Raw genomic sequence first — 19,866 nt, forward strand, 5'->3', positions numbered from 1 at the left:
TGGCCGAATGCGCCGCGTTGTTTCCTCGGTCACGGTTGCCCTCGGCCTGCTCGGGGCAACCGTGGCGCTCGCCGGAGTCGCCGCAGCGGCTCCCGCCCCTGGGGCGTCCGGGCCGCCCGCAGCGAACCCTGGCCAGAAGCGATGCACGATCGCCGACGAGCGCCTACGGGAGCTGTCCGGGCTGGTGGCCACCAAGAGTGGCTACATCGTCATCAACGACGGCACCGACGTCGCGGCGCGCAAGCGTGTGTTCTTCCTCGACAGCAAGTGCAAGATCTCGAAGGAGCCGGTCCGCTACTCGGGGCAGGGTCCGTTCGACACCGAGGATCTCGCCCTGTCCAAGGACGGCCGCACCCTCTGGATCGCCGACACCGGTGACAACCCCGACTCGAAGGAGCGCCGCAGCCGCGTCGCACTCTGGTCGATGCCGGTCACCGGCGCCAAGCAGCCGACGCTGCACCGGCTCTCCTACCCGGAGGCCAAACCGCACGACGCTGAGGCGTTGCTCATCGGCGACGACGGAAAACCGCTGATCATCACCAAGGTGACCAGTGGCAAGGCCGAGATCTACACGCCGTCGGCGGCCCTCAAGAGCGGCGACACCGACCCGGTGCCGATGCGTAAGGCCGGCGAGCTCACGCTGCCGAAGACCCAGACGGAGAACACCCTCAACACGTTCGGCCGGATTGCCATCACCGGCGCATCGAGGGCACCGGACGGCTCCCGGGTGGTTCTGCGCACGTACGCGGACGCCTTCGAGTTCGACGTGACCGGTGGCGACATCGTGGGCGCGCTCACCACCGGCAAGCCGCGGGTGACGCCGCTGGCCGACCCGTTCGGCGAGGCCATCAGCTACACCTCGGACGGAAAGTCGTTCCTCACCGTCTCCGACGCGGGCCGGTTCACCGAAGACGAGCCGGTCGACATCCTCGGCTACACCCCGTCCACGTCGACCGCCGCGCCGCTGAGTGCCGAGGACGGCGGCAAGCCGGCCGCCTCGAAGTCCTGGACCGACGGGCTGAGCCTCGACGACATCACGTACCTGGTCGGGGCGGTCGGGCTGATCGGCCTTCTGCTGGTCGCCGCCGGAATCTTCGGCATCGTTCGCGCCCGCCGTCGGCCGCCGACCGCTGACGAGTCCGACCCGTCGGAGCCGGACGGTGAACCGTTCGGCCCGCGCGCCGGCCGCGCCGTTGACGGGTTCCCGGCCGACGACGACCGCAGGGGTGGTGTCTACGGGGGTGGCGCGCCGGCCGGCGGCGCGGTCTACGGCGGCGGTGCGGGTCGTGGTGGCCCGGCCCCGGCGGGCGGTGCGGCTCGTGGCGGCCCGGCCCCGGCGGGTGGTGCCGTGTACGGCGGCGGCGGCCGGCCGCCCTCGGCTGACGGCGGCTACGGTGCGGCGCGACCGGACGGCGGCGGTCCAGGCGTTTACGGCGGTGGCGGTCGTCCCCCGGCTGGTGGCGGCGGTCGTCCCCCGGCTGGTGGCGGTGGTCGTCCCCCGGCTGGCGGTGGCGGTCGTCCCCCGGCTGGCGGCGGTGGCCGTCCCCCGGCCAGTGGTGGCGGTCGTCCGCAGGGCGGTGGTGGCCGTCCTGGCGGTGGCGTCTACGGCGGCGACGGCGGTCAGCCCGGTCGCGCGGAGCCGCCCCGGCGCGGAGGGCAGGAGCCCGACCACCGTGGCCAGCGGCCCGGCCGCCGACGTGACGACGACGCGCCTGTGGACCCGTACGGGCAGTATCCCGGGGGCGGTCGCGGTCCCCGAGGCGACCGTTACTGATCGACGCTGAGGCGCTCACCCGCCCTGACGAGTGGTGCGGGTGAGCGCCGTCGGCACCCACCCGCCAAGGTCAGATCCGGCGTAGCACCGCCACGACCCGGCCCATGATGGTGGCGTCATCGCCGGGGATCGGGTCGAAGGCCGGGTTCTGCGGCATCAGCCAGACGTGCCCGTCGCGCCGCCGGTAGGTCTTCACTGTCGCCTCGCCGTCGAGCATGGCGGCCACGATCTCGCCGGAGTCGGCGGTCGGCTGCTGCCGGACGACCACCCAGTCGCCGTCGCAGATCGCCGCGTCGAGCATTGAGTCGCCCTTGACCTGGAGCATGAAGACCTCGCCCTCACCCACCAGTTCGCGGGGGAGCGGGAAGATGTCCTCCACTGCCTGTTCGGCGAGGATCGGCCCACCGGCGGCGATCCGGCCGAGCATCGGCACGTACGCCGGGGTGGGCCGCTGTGCCCTCGACAGCTCGTCGTCGATCGCCTCGCTGGGGGCGCGGACGTCCACCGCGCGCGGCCGGTTCGGGTCGCGGCGCAGGAAGCCCTTCTTCTCCAGCTCCTTGAGCTGGTAGGCGACGCTGGACGGCGACACCAGGCCGACCGCCTCGCCGATCTCGCGGACGCTCGGCGGGTAGCCGTGACGTTCCACCCAGTTGCGGATGAATTCCAGGATGCGCCGTTGCCGGGCGGTCAGGTCAACCGTCGCCGGGTCGGGGAAAGCGCTGACCACCGGGGTGACCGGACGCACGGCGGGCTGACCCGTCCGGCTGCGCGCGGCGCTGCGGCGTCGGGTGGCTGGCGGGCCCGCCTCGGTGATCTGCTGCGGGCTCTTCGGCCGGCTGGCCCGGTCCTCGGTCACGTCCGTCCTCCCTGGTCGGCGCTGGGTGCCTCGTCGGCTCGTGGTGCGTGCGGTGGTGCCACGTTGTTCATGACCGTATAGGTGAGATCAGTCATTTTCAAACATCTGTACGACCTCTCACCGGCGTGTCGGGGTGAAAAAGCGCTCCGGTCGTACGGATGTTCTGATAAATGGTACGTCAGGTAGCACTGGTGTTCGATCCTGGATCATTTTCCGGCCGTGTTCGGCCGGTTGGCCGGTAACCCGAGCGGCATCGTGACGTTGGGTCTTCGGGCGTTGTGCGGTGCGTTGGTGACCGGTTGGTCCGTGACGCGCCGGACACGCCGGCCAACTTGACCCGGCTTCCCCAGCGACATACGGTCGACCCCTAGATGTAGTAGTGACACGGGCGTAAGTTGCCTACAGGTTGGGTCTGACTACCGACCGCACTCCCGTAACGTCGATCACGGCGGGCGTCATCCGAGGATGGCACCGTCGTGGTGAGTCGTGCCCGGGGGTGTGTTCCGGTGTGCTCGCGGTTGATCATTATTTGGAGGTGGGCGATGCGGTGTCCGTACTGCCGGCACGCTGACTCCCGGGTGGTCGACTCGCGGGAGGCCGACGACGGCCAGCTCATCCGACGGCGGCGGTCCTGCCCGGAGTGCGGCAAGCGGTTCACCACCGTCGAGGAGGCGGTCCTCGCGGTCGTCAAGCGCAGCGGGGTGACCGAGCCGTTCAGTCGCACGAAGATCATCGGCGGGGTGCGTAAGGCGTGCCAGGGCCGGCCGGTGGACGACGACTCGCTCGCGCTGCTCGCGCAGCGGGTGGAGGAGACGGTCCGGGCCAAGGGGGCCGCCGAGATCCCCAGCCACGACGTGGGCCTGGCGATCCTGGGTCCGCTACGCGACCTGGACGAGATCGCCTACCTGCGGTTCGCCAGCGTCTACCGCTCGTTCGACTCGCTCGCCGACTTCGAGCGCGAGATCGAGACGTTGCGGGCCGCGGCGCGAGCCCGGGAGCAGGGCCGGGCCGATGCGGTTGAGGCCGCCGGCCGTACCAGCTGAGACTTCACGGTTTTTCAAGAGATTGGGACGCGCGGTGGGTGACCGCGCAGACGAGGGGGGCGACGGCGTGACTACTAGCCGTTCACGAAGCAAGGCAGGCGCGGGGCTGAAGATCGAGCGGGTGTGGACGACCGAGGGGGTCCACCCGTACGACGAGGTCTCCTGGGAGCGCCGTGACGTCGTGATGACGAACTGGCGGGACGGCTCGATCAACTTCGAGCAGCGTGGGGTGGAGTTCCCGGAGTCGTGGAGCGTCAACGCGGCGAACATCGTGACCACCAAGTACTTCCGGGGAGCGGTGGGGACCCCGGAGCGGGAGTGGTCGCTCAGGCAGTTGATCGACCGGGTGGTCACCACCTACCGCACCGCGGGTGAGGAGTACGGCTACTTCGCCAGCCCGGCCGACGCCGAGGTGTTCGCGCACGAGCTGACCTGGATGCTGCTGAACCAGGTGTTCAGCTTCAACTCGCCGGTCTGGTTCAACGTCGGCACGCCGTCGCCGCAGCAGGTCAGTGCCTGCTTCATCCTGGCCGTCGACGACTCGATGGACTCGATCCTCGACTGGTACAAGGAGGAGGGGCTGATCTTCAAGGGCGGCTCCGGCTCCGGGGTCAACCTGTCGCGGATCCGCTCGTCCCGTGAGCTGCTCTCCTCCGGCGGCAACGCCTCCGGGCCGGTCAGCTTCATGCGCGGCGCGGACGCCTCCGCCGGCACCATCAAGTCCGGCGGCGCGACCCGCCGGGCGGCCAAGATGGTCATCATCGACGTCGACCACCCGGACATTCAGGAGTTCGTTGTCACGAAGGCGCGCGAGGAGGACAAGATCCGCGCGCTGCGTGATGCCGGGTTCGACATGGACCTCGGTGGCTCCGACATCGTCAGCGTGCAGTACCAGAACGCCAACAACTCGGTCCGGGTCTCCGACGAGTTCATGTCGGCGGTCGAGAACGGCAAGGGCTTCGACCTGCGGGGCCGGCTGGACGGCTCGGTGATCGAGACCGTCGACGCCAAGAACCTGTTCCGCTCCATCTCCCAGGCAGCCTGGGAGTGCGCCGACCCCGGTCTGCAGTACGACGACACGATCAACGACTGGCACACCTGCCCGGAGACCGGGCGGATCACCGCGTCGAACCCGTGCTCGGAGTACCTGCACCTGGACAACTCCTCGTGCAACCTGGCCTCGCTCAACCTGATGAAGTTCCTCCGCGCCGACGGTGGCTTCGAGGTGGAGAAGTTCGTCAAGTCCGTCGAGTTCGTCATCACCGCGATGGACATCTCGATCTGCTTCGCGGACTTCCCGACCGAGAAGATCGGTGAGACGTCCCGCGCCTACCGGCAGCTCGGCATCGGCTACGCCAACCTGGGCGCCCTGCTGATGGCGACCGGCCTGCCGTACGACTCGGACCAGGGCCGCTCGGTCGCCGCGTCGATCACGTCCCTGATGACCGGCACCGCCTACCGCCGTTCGGCCGAGCTGGCCGGCGTCGTCGGCCCGTACGACGGCTACGCCCGCAACGCCGAGCCGCACAAGCGGGTCATGCGTAAGCACGCCGCGGCCAACGACGAGATCAAGCCGACCAGTCCGGTGGCCACCGCGATCGTCCGCGAGGCGACCAAGCAGTGGACCCAGGGCAACAAGATCGGTGATAAGAACGGTTGGCGCAACGCGCAGGCGAGCGTCCTCGCCCCGACCGGCACGATCGGCTTCATGATGGACTGCGACACGACCGGCGTGGAGCCGGACCTGGCGCTGGTCAAGTTCAAGAAGCTGGTCGGCGGCGGCTCGATGCAGATCGTCAACCAGACGGTGCCGCGGGCCCTGCGCAGCCTCGGCTACCCCGAGGAGCAGGTCGAGGCGATCGTCGAGCACATCGCCGACCACGGCCACGTGGTGGACGCCCCCGGCCTCAAGCCGGAGCACTACCCGGTCTTCGACTGCGCCATGGGGGAGCGGACGATCGCCCCGATGGGTCACGTGCGGATGATGGCGGCCATCCAGCCGTTCGTCTCCGGCGCCATCTCCAAGACGGTCAACATGCCGGAGGCGGCCACCGTCGAGGACGTCGAGAAGATCTACTTCGAGGGCTGGAAGCTCGGCCTCAAGGCGCTGGCGATCTATCGGGACAACTGCAAGGTCGGCCAGCCGCTCTCGGTGGCCAAGTCGAACAAGGCCACCGAGCCGGCCGCCGTCGAGACCGCAGCGGCCGCGCCGGCCGCTGTCGAGAAGGTCATCGAGTACCGGCCGGTGCGTAAGCGCCTGCCGAAGAAGCGCCCGTCCGAGACGGTCAGCTTCTCCGTTGGTGGCGCCGAGGGCTACCTGACCGCGTCGTCCTACCCGGACGACGGCCTCGGTGAGGTCTTCCTGAAGATGTCCAAGCAGGGCTCCACCCTGGCCGGCGTGATGGACGCCTTCTCGGTGGCCATCAGCATCGGCCTCCAGTACGGCGTGCCGCTGGAGACGTTCGTCAGCAAGTTCACCAACATGCGCTTCGAGCCGGCCGGTATGACCGACGACCCGGACGTGCGGATGGCGGCCTCGGTGATGGACTACATCTTCCGTCGCCTGGCGCTGGACTTCCTGCCCTACGAGCGTCGCGCCGAGCTGGGCATCTTCACCGCCACGGAGCGGGCCGCGCAGCTGCGGGCCGAGGCCGACGCGGAGGCTGCCGGCGTCACCGGCGCCGAGCTCACCGCGATGGCGTCCTCCGCGCCGGTGGCGACCCCGGCCAAGCCGGAGGCTGTCGCCCAGCCGGCCCAGGAGATGGCCGACGTGGCCGCCGCCAAGCCGGCTCCGAGCGTGGGCTCCAGCACCGAACTGCTGGAGGCCGTGATCGGCAAGGCCGCCGACGCGCCGCTCTGCTTCACCTGCGGTACGAAGATGCGCCCCGCCGGTAGCTGCTACGTCTGCGAGGGCTGCGGCTCCACCAGCGGCTGCAGCTGACGTACGCGAAACGCGGCGCTGCCCCGGCTCCCACGAGGGAGTCGGGGCAGCGCCGTTTCCGGGTCCCCTGGAGGTTCGCGCGGGAGGGCATGTTGTCGTTGGCCGTGATGCCTGTGAGTCATCTTGATGACTCACAGGCATCACGCTCGTCAGGGTGTTGCGCGGTGGGCTGCCAGGCGGGCCATCGGCTCAGGGAAGCCGGGACGGCGGGTGATCTAGCTCGCTCGCTCGGCGGCGCGCACCGCATTGCGGAACAGCATCGCGACGGTGGTCGGACCGACCCCGCCGACCCGGGGCGTGATGGCGCCGGCGACCTCGGCGCACGCTTCGTCCACGTCCGGTAGGAGGCGCCGGCCTTCGTAGCGGACGCCAGCGCCGATGACGACGGCGCCGGGCTTGACGTGCTCAGGCCGCACGATCCCGGGTACGCCGGCGGCGGCCACGAGGATGTCGGCGCGGCGGGTGTAGCGGGCCCAGTCGGGCACGCCTGTGTGGACGACGGTGACGGCGGCGTTGGCGGTCGGGCGCTTCTGAGCGAGCAGCATGGCCAGGGGGCGGCCCAGGGTGGCGCCGCGGCCGAGGATGACGACCTCACGACCGGCGACGGGGATCTCGTAGTAGGCCAGCAGGGCTTCGATGCCGGCGGGAGTGCACGGCAGCGGGCCGGGCAGGCCGACGGCGAGACGCCCCATGTTCAGCGGATGCATGCCGTCGACGTCCTTGTCCGGATCGATGGTCAGCAACGCCGCGTCGTAGTCCAGGTGCCCCGGAACGGGGTACTGCACGAGCAGCCCGTGTACGGCCGGATCGTTGTTGAATCGGGCAATGGTCTGGTGTAGCTCGGCCTGGGTGGCGGTGGCCGGCAGATGCACGTGCGGGGACGCGAACCCGAGCGCGGCAGCCTGACGTTGCTTGATGGCGATGTAGCCGGCGCTGGCGTCGTCGTCGCCGACGAGGATGGTGGCGAGGCTCGGTGTGATCCCGCGGTTGCGCAGGCGGGCGGCTGCGTCGGCGGTCTCGGCCAGGACGGCTTCGGCGACGGGTGCCCCCGGCAGCAGGCGGGCCGTGCCCGACGGGGTGTGCTGTTCTGTGGATTCGCTGGTCGTGGTCATGATGGTTCCTCGACGCAGGCGCCCAGGCGGTCGACGCCCGCGAGAGGCTCCCCGATGGTTCCACCATCCCCGTGCCGCCAGTCGCCGGTGGTTCGATGATGCCGCATCACCAGGGCGGTTGCCCAACTGGACCAGCAGCGCCGCCATCAGCGCCGGGCGGATCCGCACCCGCCGTCCGAATGGTTCGGTAACACCCGCGCTCCGGCTTACGAAGAAGGGGTGTGAAGGCTACGAGGGAGGACGGCCTGTGAGTGAGCCGAGCCGAGCCGACGACGACATTTCCGGCATCGGAACCGATCCGGTGGCCTTCGAGGTCTTCTACCGGCGGCACCTGGAGGCCGTGGGCCGGTTCGTGGCGCGGCGGGTCGACGACCCACACCTCGCCGCCGACCTCACCGCCGACGTGTTCCTGGCGGTGATCGAGTCGGCGGCCGGGTACCGACCGGACCGGGGTAGCCAGATCGGCTGGCTGTACGGGGTGGCCCGCAACGTCATCGGCGACGAGCGGCGTCGGGCGGCCCAACGGCTGCGGGTGACCGGACGGCTGGCCGGACGACGGGACCTGGGCCCCGACGACATCGCCCGGATCGAGGAGCGGATCGACGCCGAGTCGGCGGCCCGCCGCACCCATCGGGCACTGAGCGAGCTGCCCGAGGGCACCCGGACGCTCGTCGAACTCGTCGCCGTGGACGGCCTCACCGTCGCGGAGGCGGCGACGGTGCTCGGGATGTCACCGGTCGCCGCTCGGGTCCGCCTGCATCGTGCCCGCCGGGTCGTCCGCGCCGTGCTCGCCCGCCCGGTCACCACCCTCGCCTGATGAGACGGAGATGACGATGAACGAGACCGAACGGTCGCCGCAGGGTTTCGAGGAGCAGCTCCTCAGGGATCTGACCGCACACGTCGCCCAGCGGGCCGAGATGGCGTCGGCGGCCCGTCTCGCCGGACGGCGTACCCGGTTTCTGCGCGGTTGGCGCCTTGCCGGAGCGTTCGGGCTGGCGGTCGCGCTGACCGCCGGTGCGCTGGTGGTGCAGACGGTCAGGGTGGGCGACCAGCCGCCGCCGACGGCCAGCGCGTCGGAGATCTTCCACTTGGCCGCCGACGCGGCCCGGCAGCAGCCGGAACTCACCGCCCGACCCGATCAGTACGTCTTCACGGAATCCCTGGCGACAATCCGGGACCTGCCGGACAGCGGCCCTTACCAGACCATTCGGAACCAACTGTGGGAGTCGGCCGGCGGGGTCGCGTACACGCAGGGACGCTACCGACCGGAGAGCGACCCGAACGGGTGGAGCGAGCTGAGGGAGCTCCGGATGGGCGATGCCGCCGATCCCACGAAGAAGCTCGACGCGTTCCAGCCGCCCGCGTACCACGGCAACCTGCCCACCGATCCGGATGAGCTGCTTCGATACCTTCGGGAAAACCCGGTCGACCTGCATCTCCCCGAAGGCGCCGATGAGGAGGCCGTGTACGGGGACGAGAGCATGGTGTACACCACCGCGCGGTCGATGCTCGACGGCTACGTGCCGCCCCGAGCGCTGGCGGCGCTGTTCGAACTGCTGGCGCGGGAGCCCGGAGCGGTCGTCATATCGGGCGACGTGGTGGACGCCGCAGGTCGACACGGGGTGGCGATCCGGATGCCCGGCGTGATCGGTGGCAACGAGGACTTCCTCTTCGACCGCGACACCCACGTCTTCCTGGGCCGCCGTGGGTCGGTGGTGCGCAACGGCAAGGAGTCCCTGCACACGGCTGTCGCGCTACTCCGCGTCGCCATCGTGGACCGGCCGGGCCAGCTGCCGTGAGCGGGCCGGTCACCTCGGACCCGTCAGGGCTGGGCGAACAGGGGGCCGTAGTTCGAGCGGAACATCTGCTCGCCGAGGCGGCGCATCACCAGGTCGCGCAGCGAGGGCGGGAGCCCGGTGGCCCTGTCCCGGCGGTGGGTCTGACTGAGCACCCAGTTGGTACGCGGGCGACGCCGCGCCTCGAAACCACGCAGCGCGTCGGCGACGGAATCGGCGGCGGCCAACGACAACGCGAGCACGACCGCGTCCTCCACGGCCATCGCCGCGCCCTGGGCCATGTTCGGCGAGGTGGCGTGGGCGGCGTCGCCGACCAGCAGCACCGGCCCCCGGGACCAGGAGTCGAGCACGACCTCCTGGTTCGGCCCGGCGTGCAGGGTGCTGTCGTCGTAGTCGAGGGCCTTGAGCATGGTGGCCACCGGCTCGGTGAACGTCGCGGCCAGCTCGTCGCGCCAGCCGGGCCGATCGGCCACCGGGCCGTCGTTGTAGTAGCAGTACGTCTGCTCGGCGCTGATCGGGATGGTCAGGAACTGCCTGCCGCGCCCCAACTGCACCGACCAGACCGGTTCGTCGCCGAGGCGGGGAGCGACCCACCGGTACGCGTACTGGCCGAGGTCGCGGGCCACCTGGCCGTCGAAGGCGAGCCGGCGGACCGTCGAGTTCACCCCGTCCGCGCCGACCACCAGGTCGTACCGTCCGGTGCTGTCGTCGTCGAACTCGACGGCGACCTGGTCGCCGTCTTGCAGGAGTGCGACCGGCTGGCGGCCCCAGCGGATCGGGGCGTCGCCGACGCCGTCGAGCAGCGCCCGATGCAGCTGTGCCCGGGGCAGCGACACGCACGGCCCGACGCCCCGCCACAGCGCGGCCACGTCGATGTCGAAGAGGCGACGCCCGCGCTGGTTGGCGCTGCGCTGCCGGGTGACCTCCACGGCGACGTCGGCGACCGGCTCCCACAGACCGAGTACGTCGAGCATCCGCGTCGCGTTGCCGGTGAGGTAGATGCCGGTGCCGGAGTCGGTCGGCTCGGATGCCCGCTCGACCACGTCGATCGTCGCGCCCCACTCGCGTAGCGCGGCCACCGCCGCCAGTCCGGCGACACCTCCACCGACGATCAGTACCCGGACACCGTCACCCCGCACGACACGTTCCTCCCCGTTGCCCCTGCCCGCACCCCGACTGAGCTGCTGCTCAACGGTCCAGCCGCCGCAGCACTCTACGAGGCGGGTGAGCCAGCGCACGGGAACGGGGGCTGAAATACCGAGGAATGGGCTGCGACGATGAGGCATGACGACCGCTGAGACGTACGCCGAGTTCGGCAGCCGCGAGGCGCGCGGGGTGTCGCCCACGTACGAGCGCCTGTCGCAGGCCGTCGCCGGCGACGACGAGCTGCTCACCCTGCTCGGCGGGCTTCCGTCGGCCAAGCGGCAACCGAATCTGCTGTTCGGCGTCGTCCGTTGGCTCGGTGGCCCGGTCGACGACCCGGCCGCGTTCCACGACTACGTGGTGACGCACTGGCCGGCCATCGAGACGCAGATGCGCACCCGGGCCACCCAGACGAACGAGGCGGGCCGGTGCGCTGTCCTACTGCCGGTGCTCGCCGCGTTGCCGCAGCCCCTCGCCCTGCTGGAGGTCGGTGCGTCGGCCGGGCTATGCCTCTACCCCGACCGGTACGCATACCGCTACGGCGACCATCAGGTCGGCTCCGGTGAGCTGGTCCTCGACTGCGCGGCCGACGGGTTGGTGCCGCCGGCAGGCGTACCCCGGGTGGTGTGGCGGGCCGGCCTGGACCTCAACCCGCTCGACGTGACCGACAGCGACGACGTGTCCTGGTTGGACGCGCTGATCTGGCCGGAGCACGCCCACCGGCGGGCCCGGCTGCGCGCCGCGGCGGCCGTCGCCGCCGCCGACCCGCCGCTGCTGGTCCGCGGCGACCTGGTGGACGACCTGCCGGCGCTGGCCGCGCGAGCGCCGACCGACGCGACGCTCGTGGTCTTCCACACGTCGGTGCTCTATCAGGTGCCGCCGCCGCGCCGGGACGCGTTCGTCCGGTTGGTCCGCGAGCTGCCGGGGCACTGGGTCGCGAACGAGGGGCCGGAGGTGCTCCGGTACGACGCGTTGCCCGAGCCACCCGACGATGCGCTGTACAACGTTCTCGCGCTCGACGGGAAGCCGCTGGCCTGGGCGAGGGGCCACGGCCAGGCGATGACCTGGTTCGGCTGACGCCACTATCGGTCAGCTCAACGGGTCAGCTCGGGCATCCGGGCGCGCAGGGCCCGGATGAACCAGTCCACCGCCGGCGCGGTCGCGTCGCCTGTCGACCAGCCGTTGATCACCGCCAACAGGTCGAGGTAGCGGTCCCGGCGGGGATCGTTGGCCGGCACCAGCCGGTCGAGCAACCGCCGACGCAGGTCGGCGTCGTCGGAGTGACAGCGCAGGCTGGCGTACCGGCCGGTGACGGCTGCGACCACCGGGTCGGCGTCCGGGCTGGTCGGGTCGAGACCGGCCGCGAGGGCGGGGGCCACCGCGTCCCGGACCACAGCGACGGCGTCCGGGCGGGGCAAACCCGACACGTCGTGGTCGGCGGCGTGCTGCCGGACCAGCTGCCGCATCCCGGCCCGGAACTCCGGCTCCCGACACAGCTCGGCCAGTTCCAGCCACGCCTCGACCTGCTCGGTGCTCGGGTCGTCGGGAAGCTCCGGTGTCATCGAGACGATCACACCCGGGTACGCGGGTTGGTCGCCGAGACCGGCGAAGACGCTTGCCAGGAAGTCGGCCACCAACTGCCCCCGTTCCCGGGTGGTGAGCCGGGCCAGCCGGTGCAGCTCGTCCACCTCGGCCGGGCCCGACCCGCGCCTCGCCGCGACGGTGAGCACCGCCTGGCGCAGCCGCAGCACCCGGATCTGCACGGCGAGCGCCTCGGCGTGCGCGGCGGCCACCTCGGGCACTGTCACCTCCTGGTTGACCACCCGCCGGATGGTGGCCAGGTCCAGGCCCAGCTCACGCAGCGTCCGGACCAGCTCCAACCGGGCCACGTCCGCCGGACCGTACCGGCGGTAGCCGGCCGGGCTCCGGTCCGTCGGGGGCACGATCCCGCTGTCGGCGTAGTACCGGATGGTCTTGACGGTCAGGCCGGTCCGCCGGGCCAGCTCGCCGATCGTGTGATGCGTCTCCCCGCTCATGCCTCCACCCTCGTGTCTCCCCCCGGTGGAGACTCAAGCCGCTGCGCTCATCGGTCAGCGGACCCTCTGGTGACGGAGCAGGACCACCCCGTTGCCGAAGACCCGGCTCTCCACCAGCCGCAGACCGGTCGGAGTCTCGGTGTCGGGGAAGAGTCGACGGCCCCTACCGACAAGCACCGGGTGGACGTAGATCCGGTACTCGTCGATCAGGTCGTGCCGGGCGAACGTCGCGGCCAGGTCGGCCCCACCGAGCGCCAGGTCTCCGCCCGCTTCGGCGGTGAGCTTGCGGACCTGCTCGACGTCGACCTCGCGTACGACAGTGGCGTTCCAGTCGGCGTGGTCGAGGGTGCGCGAGTAGACGATCTTCGGCATGTCCCGCCAGATCCGGGCGAACTCGCGCTCCGGGCCGCTGGCGGCCGGGTCCTGATCGGCGGTCGGCCAGTAGGCGGCCATCATCTCGTGGCTGACCCGGCCGCTGAGGAACCCGCCCATCGGGGCGATCACGTCGTTGAAGTGTTGGTGCAACTCCTCGTCGACCTGGTGCCAGCCGATGTCGCCGCCGGGGCCCTCGAAGAACCCGTCCAACGACACGCTCATCTGCACAACGATCTTTCGCATTGCGTCTCCTCCGTATGCGTCGACGGGTGTCGAACCCGATCGTCGTCGGACCGTACGACGAAACGACCGCTCGCCGCGACGACGCCGAGGGTATGTCTCGCCCCAGGCAGCGGGAGGCCGACCACGAACCGTCCCTAGACTGCTGCGGTGACCGGAGAGCGACTACCCCTGGCCGACCGGCCGCTCACCGAGCCGCACCCGTCCCGGCTGCCGTCCGACCATCCCGACCGGGCCCGGATCCTCGCCGCGCACACCGCCGCGTTGGCGGCCGGTGAGGCCGGTTACCTCGACCCGGCGAGCGGGCTGTTCGTGCTCAGCGCCGGTTTCCTGGCCCGCCGGGGCACGTGCTGTGGGCGCGGCTGCCGGCACTGTCCGTACGTGGATGATCCACCCTCGGAATAGGCGTGGACGAGGACTTCCGCGCGACACCGACACCCCGTACGGTGTCCGACGGACATCTGGCGGGCGCCTTCCGCCGTCGGTTCGGCGAGAGGGTGGAGTGTGCGCGGTCGGATCGTGGTCGCCGGGCTGGCCGGGCTGCTGGTGAGTGGCTGTGCCGACGAGGCGGAACCGGTGGCGGTGCCGCCGCCGGTGCCGATCGCTGTGGACGTGGCGGCGGCCTCCTCGGGCGGCGCCTGCCGTCTGCTGGACTTCGCGGTGATCGAGCAGGTGGTGAAGGTCCGCTTCGACGTGGCGGCGGCCAGCGAACAGGGCGACACCCACACCTGTGTGGTCCGGGCCGCGGGTGCCACCCTGCCGGAGTTGACGCTCAGCGTGACCGAGACCACTGTCGACAAGGCCAGCTTCGGCGCGGACGTGGTGCCGGACAAGGCGGCGAAGGTCACCGGGCTGGGCCAGCAGGCGTACAAGCGGACCACCGCCGCGGCGAGCGGGCACGGGCCGGTCGCCGAGGTGGGCTGGCTGGCCGGCGACGGACGGCTGGCCACGGTGAGCTGGACCACTGCCCGTGGCAGTGAGCGCTCAGTGGTGGAGAAGCTGACCGGTGACCTGACCGCGTTGGCGAAAAAGGTGGACACCCGGGCGTTGTGACGCCCGGATGCCCGGTTGCTCAGCCCGTTCGCTCAGTTGGCGGCGACGAAGACCCGGGAGGCGACCTCACGGGGCAGCCGCACCCGGTCACCGGAGCGGTCGATCGACACCCCGTCGCGTTCCTGGGCCACTGTCACAGTGGCACCCGGGTCGACACCGGCGGCGTGCAGTTGGCGCAGCACGTCGGCGTCCTTCTGCACGCTCTCGCAGATCCGGCGCACCACTACCGACCCGGAAAGGCCGGGGAAGGCCAGGTTGCGCTCGCCCTCGGCGGCCTCGGTGGTCTCCGCAGCCGGCGAACCCAGCTCCTGAAGCCCGGGGATCGGGTTGCCGTACGGGGAACGGGTCGGCCGGTTGAGCAGGTCGTAGACCCGCTTCTCCACCGCGTCGCTCATCACGTGCTCCCAGCGGCAGGCCTCCTCGTGGGCCTCCTCGTAGGGCATCCCGATGACGTTGACCAGCAGCAGTTCGGCGAGGCGGTGCTTGCGCATCACGGACACGGCGCTGCCGCGACCCAGTGCGGTGAGCGTCAGGTGCCGGTCTCCCTCGACTGTGAGCAGGCCGTCGCGCTCCATCCGGGCGACGGTCTGGCTCACTGTGGGGCCACTCTGCTGCAGCCTCTCGGCGATCCGGGCACGCAGCGGTGGCACCCCCTCTTCTTCCAGCTCGAGGATGGTGCGCAGGTACATTTCGGTCGTGTCGACCAGGTCGTGAGACTTCATAAGGTCAGCGGCCCTCCGGTGCACGATGTTACCTCGGCGAACGGCTGGTGACCTTCGCCGAACCGCGTGCCGTCTACGCGAATGGTGTTGGATGGTCGCCATGTCCGGTACCCAGGAGCTGTTGGTCGAGGTCGATCGGCTCGTCGCCGAGCTCGACCAGGCCGATCCGCCCACCCTGCTCGACGTCCGCTGGCGGCTCATCGGCTCGCCCGGGCGCGACGACTACCTCGCCGGCCACCTGCCCGGGGCGGTCTTCGTCGACCTGGACACCGCGCTCTGTGGGCCGCCGGGCGCCGGCGGCCGGCACCCCTTGCCCGACCCGGCCGCGTTGCAGGCCGCGCTGCGGGCCGCCGGCGTCCGCGCCGGTCACCCAGTGGTGGTGTACGACGGCGGCGACGGCCTGGCCGCATCGAGGGCCTGGTGGACGCTGCGCTGGGCGGGTCACCGGCCGGTGCGCCTGCTGCACGGCGGCTACCCGGCCTGGGTCGCCGCCGGCCGGCCCGTCTCCACCGACGCGCCCACCCCACCTCCCGGTGACGTCGTGGTGCGCCCCGGTGATCTTCCGGTGCTCGAGGCCGGGCAGGCCGCCGTGCTGGCCGCCGCGGACGACGCCGTGTTGCTCGACGTACGGACGGCGCCCCGCTACCGCGGCGAGGTCGAGCCGATCGACCCGGTCGCCGGGCACGTGCCGGGAGCGGCGAACCTGCCCGCCGGGGAGTACGTCGGGCCGGACGGCCGTTTCCTGGCCGCCGACGTGTTGAGTGAGCGGTTCGCCGCCGCCGGGGTGGCCGAGGGGCGGGCCGTCGGGGCGTACTGCGGCTCGGGAGTGACAGCCGCCCAGGCGGTGCTCGCGCTGCACCTGGCCGGCCGCACGGACGCCGCGCTCTACGTTGGATCGTGGAGCAACTGGGTGGCGGACCCGGCCCGACCGGTCGCCTCCGGGTCGACACCCGGCCGCTGACCAGCGCGTGCGGTGGGCCGGCGCCGATCCTCGTGCGACGATGGGCTCATGTCCGACGACACTGTGGTGGTGTGGGACGAGTCGCTGCTCGCCTACGACATGGGTGACCATCCACTCGACCCGGTCCGGGTGGAGCTGACCATCGCGCTCGCCCGCGAGCTGGGCATCCTGAATCGGCCCGGGGTGCGGATGGTCAAGCCGGAGCCCGCCGACGATGCCCTGCTCACCCGGGTGCACGCGCCGGCCTACCTCGCCGCTGTGCGCAACGCGCCGCGCGACCCGCTCTTCGCCGGGTACGGGCTGGGCACCTCGGACAACCCGGTGTTCGAGGGCATGCACGAGTCCAGCGCGCTCATCGCCGGGGCGACGGTTGCCGCCGCCGAGGCGGTCTGGCGCGGCGACGCCCGGCGGGCGGTGAACGTGGCCGGTGGGCTGCACCACGCGATGTCCGCCCGAGCCTCCGGCTTCTGCGTCTACAACGACCCCGCGGTGGCCATCGCCCGCCTGCTCGACCTGGGCGCCGAGCGGGTCGCGTACGTGGACGTCGACGTGCACCACGGCGACGGGGTGCAGGACATCTTCTGGAACGACCCGCGGGTGCTGACGGTCAGCGTGCACGAGACCCCGCTGGCGCTCTTCCCGGGCACGGGTTTCCCGGACGAGACGGGTGGGCCGGGTGCGCAGGGCACCGCTGTCAACATGCCGTTGCCGCCCGGTGTCGACGACAGCGGCTGGCAGCGCGCGTTCCACGCGATCGTGCCGTCGGTGCTGCGCGCGTTCCGGCCGCAGGTGCTGGTCAGCCAGTGCGGCGCCGACGGGCACCGACTGGATCCGCTGGCCGACCTGAACCTGACGGTGGACGGGCAGCGGGCCACCTACCTGGCGATGCGGGCGCTCGCCGACGAGTTGTGCGAAGGCCGGTGGGTGGCCACCGGCGGCGGCGGGTACGCGCTCGTCGAGGTGGTGCCCCGGGCCTGGAGTCACCTGCTGGCAGTGGCCACCGGTGACCCGATCGACCCGGCCACGCTCACGCCACCCGCGTGGCGGGACCTGGTCGCCTCCCGCCGTCTGGGCCGGGAGATACCGCTGCGGATGACCGACGACGCCGACCCGTCGTACGAGCCGTGGCAGCCGACCGGCGAGCCGAACGCCGTGGACCGGGCGATCGCGGCCACCCGCAAGACGGTCTTCCCGCTGCTCGGGCTCGACCCGCACGATCCACGGGACTGAGCCGGGCCGGGGGGAGGGCGTTCCGGTGACGACAGTGGATCAGCCGGTCGACGTGCTGCTCAGCGATGGCAGCACGGTCCAGTTGCGACAGATCGACCCGGCCGACGCGCCGGGCATCGTGGCGATGCACAGCCGGTTCTCCGAGCGCACCCGCTACCTGCGCTACTTCTCGCCGTACCCGCGCATCCCGGAGCGGGATCTGATCCGATTCGTCACTGTGGACCACCACGACCGGGAGGCGTTCGTGGTGCTGGCCGCCGACCAGATCGTCGCTGTCGGCCGGTACGAGCGCCTCGGCCCGCAGGCCCCCGAGGCGGAGGTGGCCTTCGTGGTGGAGGACGCCTACCAGGGGCGGGGGATCGGCTCGGTGCTGATGGAACACCTGGCCGACGCGGCCCGCCGCAACGAGATCATGAGCTTCGTCGCGGAGGTGCTGCCGGCCAACGGGACGATGCTGCGGGTCTTCGCCGACTTCGGCTACCAGGTCCAGCGCGAGTACGCCGACGGCGTGGTCCACCTGAGCTTCCCCATCGCGCCCACCGAGGCCAGCCTGGAGGTGCAGCGCGGCCGGGAGCACCGCACCGAGGCCCGCTCGATCGCCCGGCTGCTCGCCCCGCGCGGCATCGTCGTCTACGGTGCCAGCGCCACCGGTCAGGGCGTCGGCGCGGCGGTGCTCGGGCACCTGCGAGATGGCGGGTTCACCGGTGCGGTGGTGCCTGTGCATCCGAGCGCGTCGACAGTGGCGGGCCTCCCCGCGTACCCGTCGGCGGTTGATGCCGGTGCGCCGGTGGACCTGGCGGTGGTCGCGGTCCCTCCGGAGGCGGCGACCGCCGTGGTCGCCGACGCCGCCGCCGCGGGGGTGCACGGCCTGGTGGTCATCTCGGCCGGCTTCGCCGAGGCCGGCGGCGAGGGCGCGGCTGCCCAGCGGGCGCTGGTCCGCGCGGCGCACGCGGCCGGGATGCGTGTCGTCGGCCCGAACTGCCTGGGCGTGGCGAACACCGACCCGACGGTACGCCTCAACGCCACCCTCGCCCCGGCGTTACCGCCGACCGGTCGGGTCGGCATCTTCAGTCAGTCCGGTGCGTTCGGGGTGGCGCTGCTCGCCGAGGCGGACCGGCGGGGCCTCGGGCTGTCCAGCTTCGTCTCGGCCGGCAACCGGGCCGACGTCTCCGGCAACGACCTCCTGCAGTACTGGCAGGACGACCCCGGCACCGACGTGATCATGCTCTACCTGGAGACCTTCGGGAACCCGCGCAAGTTCGCCCGGTTGGCTCGGCGGATCGGCCGCGCCAAACCGATCGTCGCGCTCGCCTCGCCGGCCCGCCCACCCGGGGTCGGTGACGCCGCCGGGCCGGACGAGGTGGCGGTGGCCGCGTTGTTCGCCCAGTCCGGTGTGATTCGGGTGGACACCGTGCCGGAGCTGCTCGACGTGGGTGTGCTGCTGGCCAACCAGCCGTTGCCGGCCGGCGGTCGGGTCGGTGTGGTCGGCAACTCCTCGGCGCTCACCGGGCTCGCCGCTACCGCCTGCGTCGGGCACGGCCTGAGCGTGGCCGACGGCTATCCCCGCGACGTCGGGCCGAGCGCCGGTGCCGCCGAGTTCGCCGCCGCGCTCGCCGAGACGGCCGCCGACGAACGGGTGGACGCCCTGGTGGTGGTCTTCGCCCCGCCGCTACCCGGCCAGCTGACCGCTGTGGACGCCGACGTGACCGCCGCGCTGCCGGCCGCCCTCGCGCTGGGCAAGCCGACGGTGGCGACGTTCCTGGTCGGGCGGCTGCCACCGGGGGTGCCGGCGTACGGCGGCGTGGAGGAGGCGGTCCGCGCGCTCGCCCGCGCGCATCGGTACGCCGAGTGGCTTCGCCGCCCGCCAGGGGTGGCACCGGAGCTGCCCGACCTCGATCGTGCCGCCGCGCAGGCCGCGCTCCGGGCCGACGGCACCGACCCGGGCGCGCTGCTGGCCGCGTACGGCATCGACGTGGTGGCCTCGGTGTCCGTCGACTCGGTCGACGCCGCCGTCGACGCGGCGGCGCGGCTGGGCTTCCCGGTGGCGCTCAAGGCGGCCGCTCCCGGGCTGCGGCACCGGCTCGACCTCGGCGCGGTCCGGCTGGACCTGCCCGACGAGCCGACCCTCCGCCGGGCGTACACCGACCTGGCGGCGACCTTCGGCCCGGACGCGCTGGTCCAGCCGATGGTTCCGCCCGGCGTGGCCTGCGTGGTGGAGGTGGTGGAAGACCCCGCGTTCGGGCCGGTGGTCGGCTTCGGCCTGGGCGGGGTCGCCACCGAGCTGCTCGGCGATCGGGCCTGGCGGGCGGTGCCGCTGACCGACCGGGACGCGGCCGAGCTGGTCGACGAGCCTCGGGCCGCGCCGCTTCTGCGGGGGCACCGGGGGGCCGCACCGGTCGACCGGGCGGCCCTGGCCGATCTGCTGCTACGGGTGGGTCAGCTCGCCGACGAACAGCCCCGGGTGCGCTCGCTGACCCTCAACCCGGTGCTCGCCCGCCCGGATGGCATCTCGATCCTGCACGCGCAGGTGGGGGTGGGTGGCGTGGTCGCCCGCCCGGACACCGGCCCCCGCCGCCTGTGAGCG

General features: G+C 72.0%; 17 protein-coding genes and 1 riboswitch. Of the genes, 11 read left to right on the plus strand and 6 right to left on the minus strand.

Translation table 11 applies throughout. The features are described from left to right. Positions 1-7: 7 nt before the first annotated feature. Positions 8-1,774, plus strand: a complete 1,767-nt coding sequence (locus OHB44_RS08635; RefSeq protein WP_330440244.1) for a hypothetical protein — start codon at positions 8-10, stop codon at positions 1,772-1,774. 70 nt (positions 1,775-1,844) lie between these two features. On the opposite strand, the gene lexA is transcribed toward OHB44_RS08635, so the two are convergent. Beyond that, a complete protein-coding gene (lexA, locus tag OHB44_RS08640; protein ID WP_030489395.1) occupies positions 1,845-2,630 on the minus strand; it encodes a transcriptional repressor LexA in 786 nt (261 codons plus the stop codon). Between the two features lie 542 nt (positions 2,631-3,172). On the opposite strand from lexA, the gene nrdR reads away from it, so the two are divergent. Together nrdR and OHB44_RS08650 are read left to right on the plus strand one after the other, a co-directional pair. Further along, positions 3,173-3,673, plus strand: coding sequence for a transcriptional regulator NrdR (gene nrdR / locus OHB44_RS08645; protein ID WP_091400542.1), 501 nt, complete (start codon positions 3,173-3,175; stop codon positions 3,671-3,673). A gap of 67 nt (positions 3,674-3,740) precedes the next feature. Beyond that, a complete protein-coding gene (locus OHB44_RS08650) occupies positions 3,741-6,614 on the plus strand; it encodes a vitamin B12-dependent ribonucleotide reductase (RefSeq protein WP_372488285.1) in 2,874 nt (957 codons plus the stop codon). Between the two features lie 215 nt (positions 6,615-6,829). On the opposite strand, the gene OHB44_RS08655 is transcribed toward OHB44_RS08650, so the two are convergent. Continuing rightward, a complete protein-coding gene (locus tag OHB44_RS08655; protein ID WP_330440245.1) occupies positions 6,830-7,726 on the minus strand; it encodes a bifunctional 5,10-methylenetetrahydrofolate dehydrogenase/5,10-methenyltetrahydrofolate cyclohydrolase in 897 nt (298 codons plus the stop codon). A gap of 13 nt (positions 7,727-7,739) precedes the next feature. Beyond that, a riboswitch (ZMP/ZTP riboswitch) is annotated at positions 7,740-7,821 on the minus strand. A gap of 152 nt (positions 7,822-7,973) precedes the next feature. Here OHB44_RS08655 and OHB44_RS08660 point away from each other — a divergent pair. Further along, positions 7,974-8,543 carry an RNA polymerase sigma factor gene (locus tag OHB44_RS08660; RefSeq protein ID WP_238683379.1) on the plus strand — a complete coding sequence of 190 codons (570 nt, stop codon included), beginning with the start codon at positions 7,974-7,976 and terminating at the stop codon, positions 8,541-8,543. Between the two features lie 16 nt (positions 8,544-8,559). Then, a complete protein-coding gene (locus OHB44_RS08665) occupies positions 8,560-9,525 on the plus strand; it encodes a CU044_5270 family protein (RefSeq protein ID WP_330440246.1) in 966 nt (321 codons plus the stop codon). A 23-nt stretch (positions 9,526-9,548) separates the two neighbouring features. On the opposite strand, the gene OHB44_RS08670 is transcribed toward OHB44_RS08665, so the two are convergent. Beyond that, positions 9,549-10,661: an FAD-dependent monooxygenase gene (locus OHB44_RS08670; RefSeq protein ID WP_330440247.1), complete on the minus strand. Its 1,113-nt coding sequence runs from the start codon at positions 10,659-10,661 to the stop codon at positions 9,549-9,551. A gap of 145 nt (positions 10,662-10,806) precedes the next feature. Between OHB44_RS08670 and OHB44_RS08675 the strand changes: the two genes are divergently transcribed. Next, complete coding sequence (locus tag OHB44_RS08675) at positions 10,807-11,742, plus strand: DUF2332 domain-containing protein (protein WP_330440248.1); 936 nt, start codon at positions 10,807-10,809, stop codon at positions 11,740-11,742. Positions 11,743-11,759: 17 nt separating this feature from the next. Here OHB44_RS08675 and OHB44_RS08680 read toward each other — a convergent pair whose 3' ends face one another. Next, a complete protein-coding gene (locus OHB44_RS08680) occupies positions 11,760-12,701 on the minus strand; it encodes a MerR family transcriptional regulator (protein WP_330440249.1) in 942 nt (313 codons plus the stop codon). Positions 12,702-12,755: 54 nt separating this feature from the next. Continuing rightward, positions 12,756-13,319, minus strand: coding sequence for a dihydrofolate reductase family protein (locus OHB44_RS08685; protein WP_330440250.1), 564 nt, complete (start codon positions 13,317-13,319; stop codon positions 12,756-12,758). 147 nt (positions 13,320-13,466) lie between these two features. Between OHB44_RS08685 and OHB44_RS08690 the strand changes: the two genes are divergently transcribed. Both OHB44_RS08690 and OHB44_RS08695 read left to right on the plus strand, forming a co-directional pair. Next, a complete protein-coding gene (locus OHB44_RS08690; RefSeq protein ID WP_238683373.1) occupies positions 13,467-13,721 on the plus strand; it encodes a DUF5522 domain-containing protein in 255 nt (84 codons plus the stop codon). A 99-nt stretch (positions 13,722-13,820) separates the two neighbouring features. Then, a complete protein-coding gene (locus OHB44_RS08695; RefSeq protein WP_238683372.1) occupies positions 13,821-14,369 on the plus strand; it encodes a hypothetical protein in 549 nt (182 codons plus the stop codon). A 32-nt stretch (positions 14,370-14,401) separates the two neighbouring features. Here OHB44_RS08695 and OHB44_RS08700 read toward each other — a convergent pair whose 3' ends face one another. Beyond that, a complete protein-coding gene (locus tag OHB44_RS08700) occupies positions 14,402-15,091 on the minus strand; it encodes a metal-dependent transcriptional regulator (protein WP_091400569.1) in 690 nt (229 codons plus the stop codon). A gap of 100 nt (positions 15,092-15,191) precedes the next feature. Between OHB44_RS08700 and OHB44_RS08705 the strand changes: the two genes are divergently transcribed. The 3 genes from OHB44_RS08705 to OHB44_RS08715 are packed head-to-tail and all read left to right on the plus strand — an operon-like array spanning position 15,192 to position 19,863. Beyond that, positions 15,192-16,052, plus strand: coding sequence for a sulfurtransferase (locus tag OHB44_RS08705; protein ID WP_238683371.1), 861 nt, complete (start codon positions 15,192-15,194; stop codon positions 16,050-16,052). 48 nt (positions 16,053-16,100) lie between these two features. After that, positions 16,101-17,282 (plus strand): acetoin utilization protein AcuC, encoded by a 1,182-nt coding sequence (locus OHB44_RS08710; protein ID WP_238683370.1) that lies wholly within the window; start codon positions 16,101-16,103, stop codon positions 17,280-17,282. A 25-nt stretch (positions 17,283-17,307) separates the two neighbouring features. Next, positions 17,308-19,863 carry a bifunctional acetate--CoA ligase family protein/GNAT family N-acetyltransferase gene (locus OHB44_RS08715; protein WP_330440252.1) on the plus strand — a complete coding sequence of 852 codons (2,556 nt, stop codon included), beginning with the start codon at positions 17,308-17,310 and terminating at the stop codon, positions 19,861-19,863. Positions 19,864-19,866 lie beyond the last annotated feature (3 nt).

The sequence above is a fragment of the Micromonospora sp. NBC_00821 genome (assembly GCF_036347035.1).
GTDB classification, from domain to species: domain Bacteria; phylum Actinomycetota; class Actinomycetes; order Mycobacteriales; family Micromonosporaceae; genus Micromonospora; species Micromonospora hortensis.

Coding starts and splice junctions, on each gene's coding strand:
- OHB44_RS08635 (WP_330440244.1), top strand. CDS start 8: ATGCGCCGCGTTGTTTCCTCGGTCACGGTTGCCCTCGGCCTGCTCGGG.
- nrdR (WP_091400542.1), top strand. CDS start 3,173: ATGCGGTGTCCGTACTGCCGGCACGCTGACTCCCGGGTGGTCGACTCG.
- OHB44_RS08655 (WP_330440245.1), bottom strand. CDS start 7,726: ATGACCACGACCAGCGAATCCACAGAACAGCACACCCCGTCGGGCACG.
- OHB44_RS08665 (WP_330440246.1), top strand. CDS start 8,560: ATGAACGAGACCGAACGGTCGCCGCAGGGTTTCGAGGAGCAGCTCCTC.
- OHB44_RS08675 (WP_330440248.1), top strand. CDS start 10,807: ATGACGACCGCTGAGACGTACGCCGAGTTCGGCAGCCGCGAGGCGCGC.
- OHB44_RS08680 (WP_330440249.1), bottom strand. CDS start 12,701: ATGAGCGGGGAGACGCATCACACGATCGGCGAGCTGGCCCGGCGGACC.
- OHB44_RS08685 (WP_330440250.1), bottom strand. CDS start 13,319: ATGCGAAAGATCGTTGTGCAGATGAGCGTGTCGTTGGACGGGTTCTTC.
- OHB44_RS08700 (WP_091400569.1), bottom strand. CDS start 15,091: ATGAAGTCTCACGACCTGGTCGACACGACCGAAATGTACCTGCGCACC.
- OHB44_RS08705 (WP_238683371.1), top strand. CDS start 15,192: ATGTCCGGTACCCAGGAGCTGTTGGTCGAGGTCGATCGGCTCGTCGCC.
- OHB44_RS08710 (WP_238683370.1), top strand. CDS start 16,101: ATGTCCGACGACACTGTGGTGGTGTGGGACGAGTCGCTGCTCGCCTAC.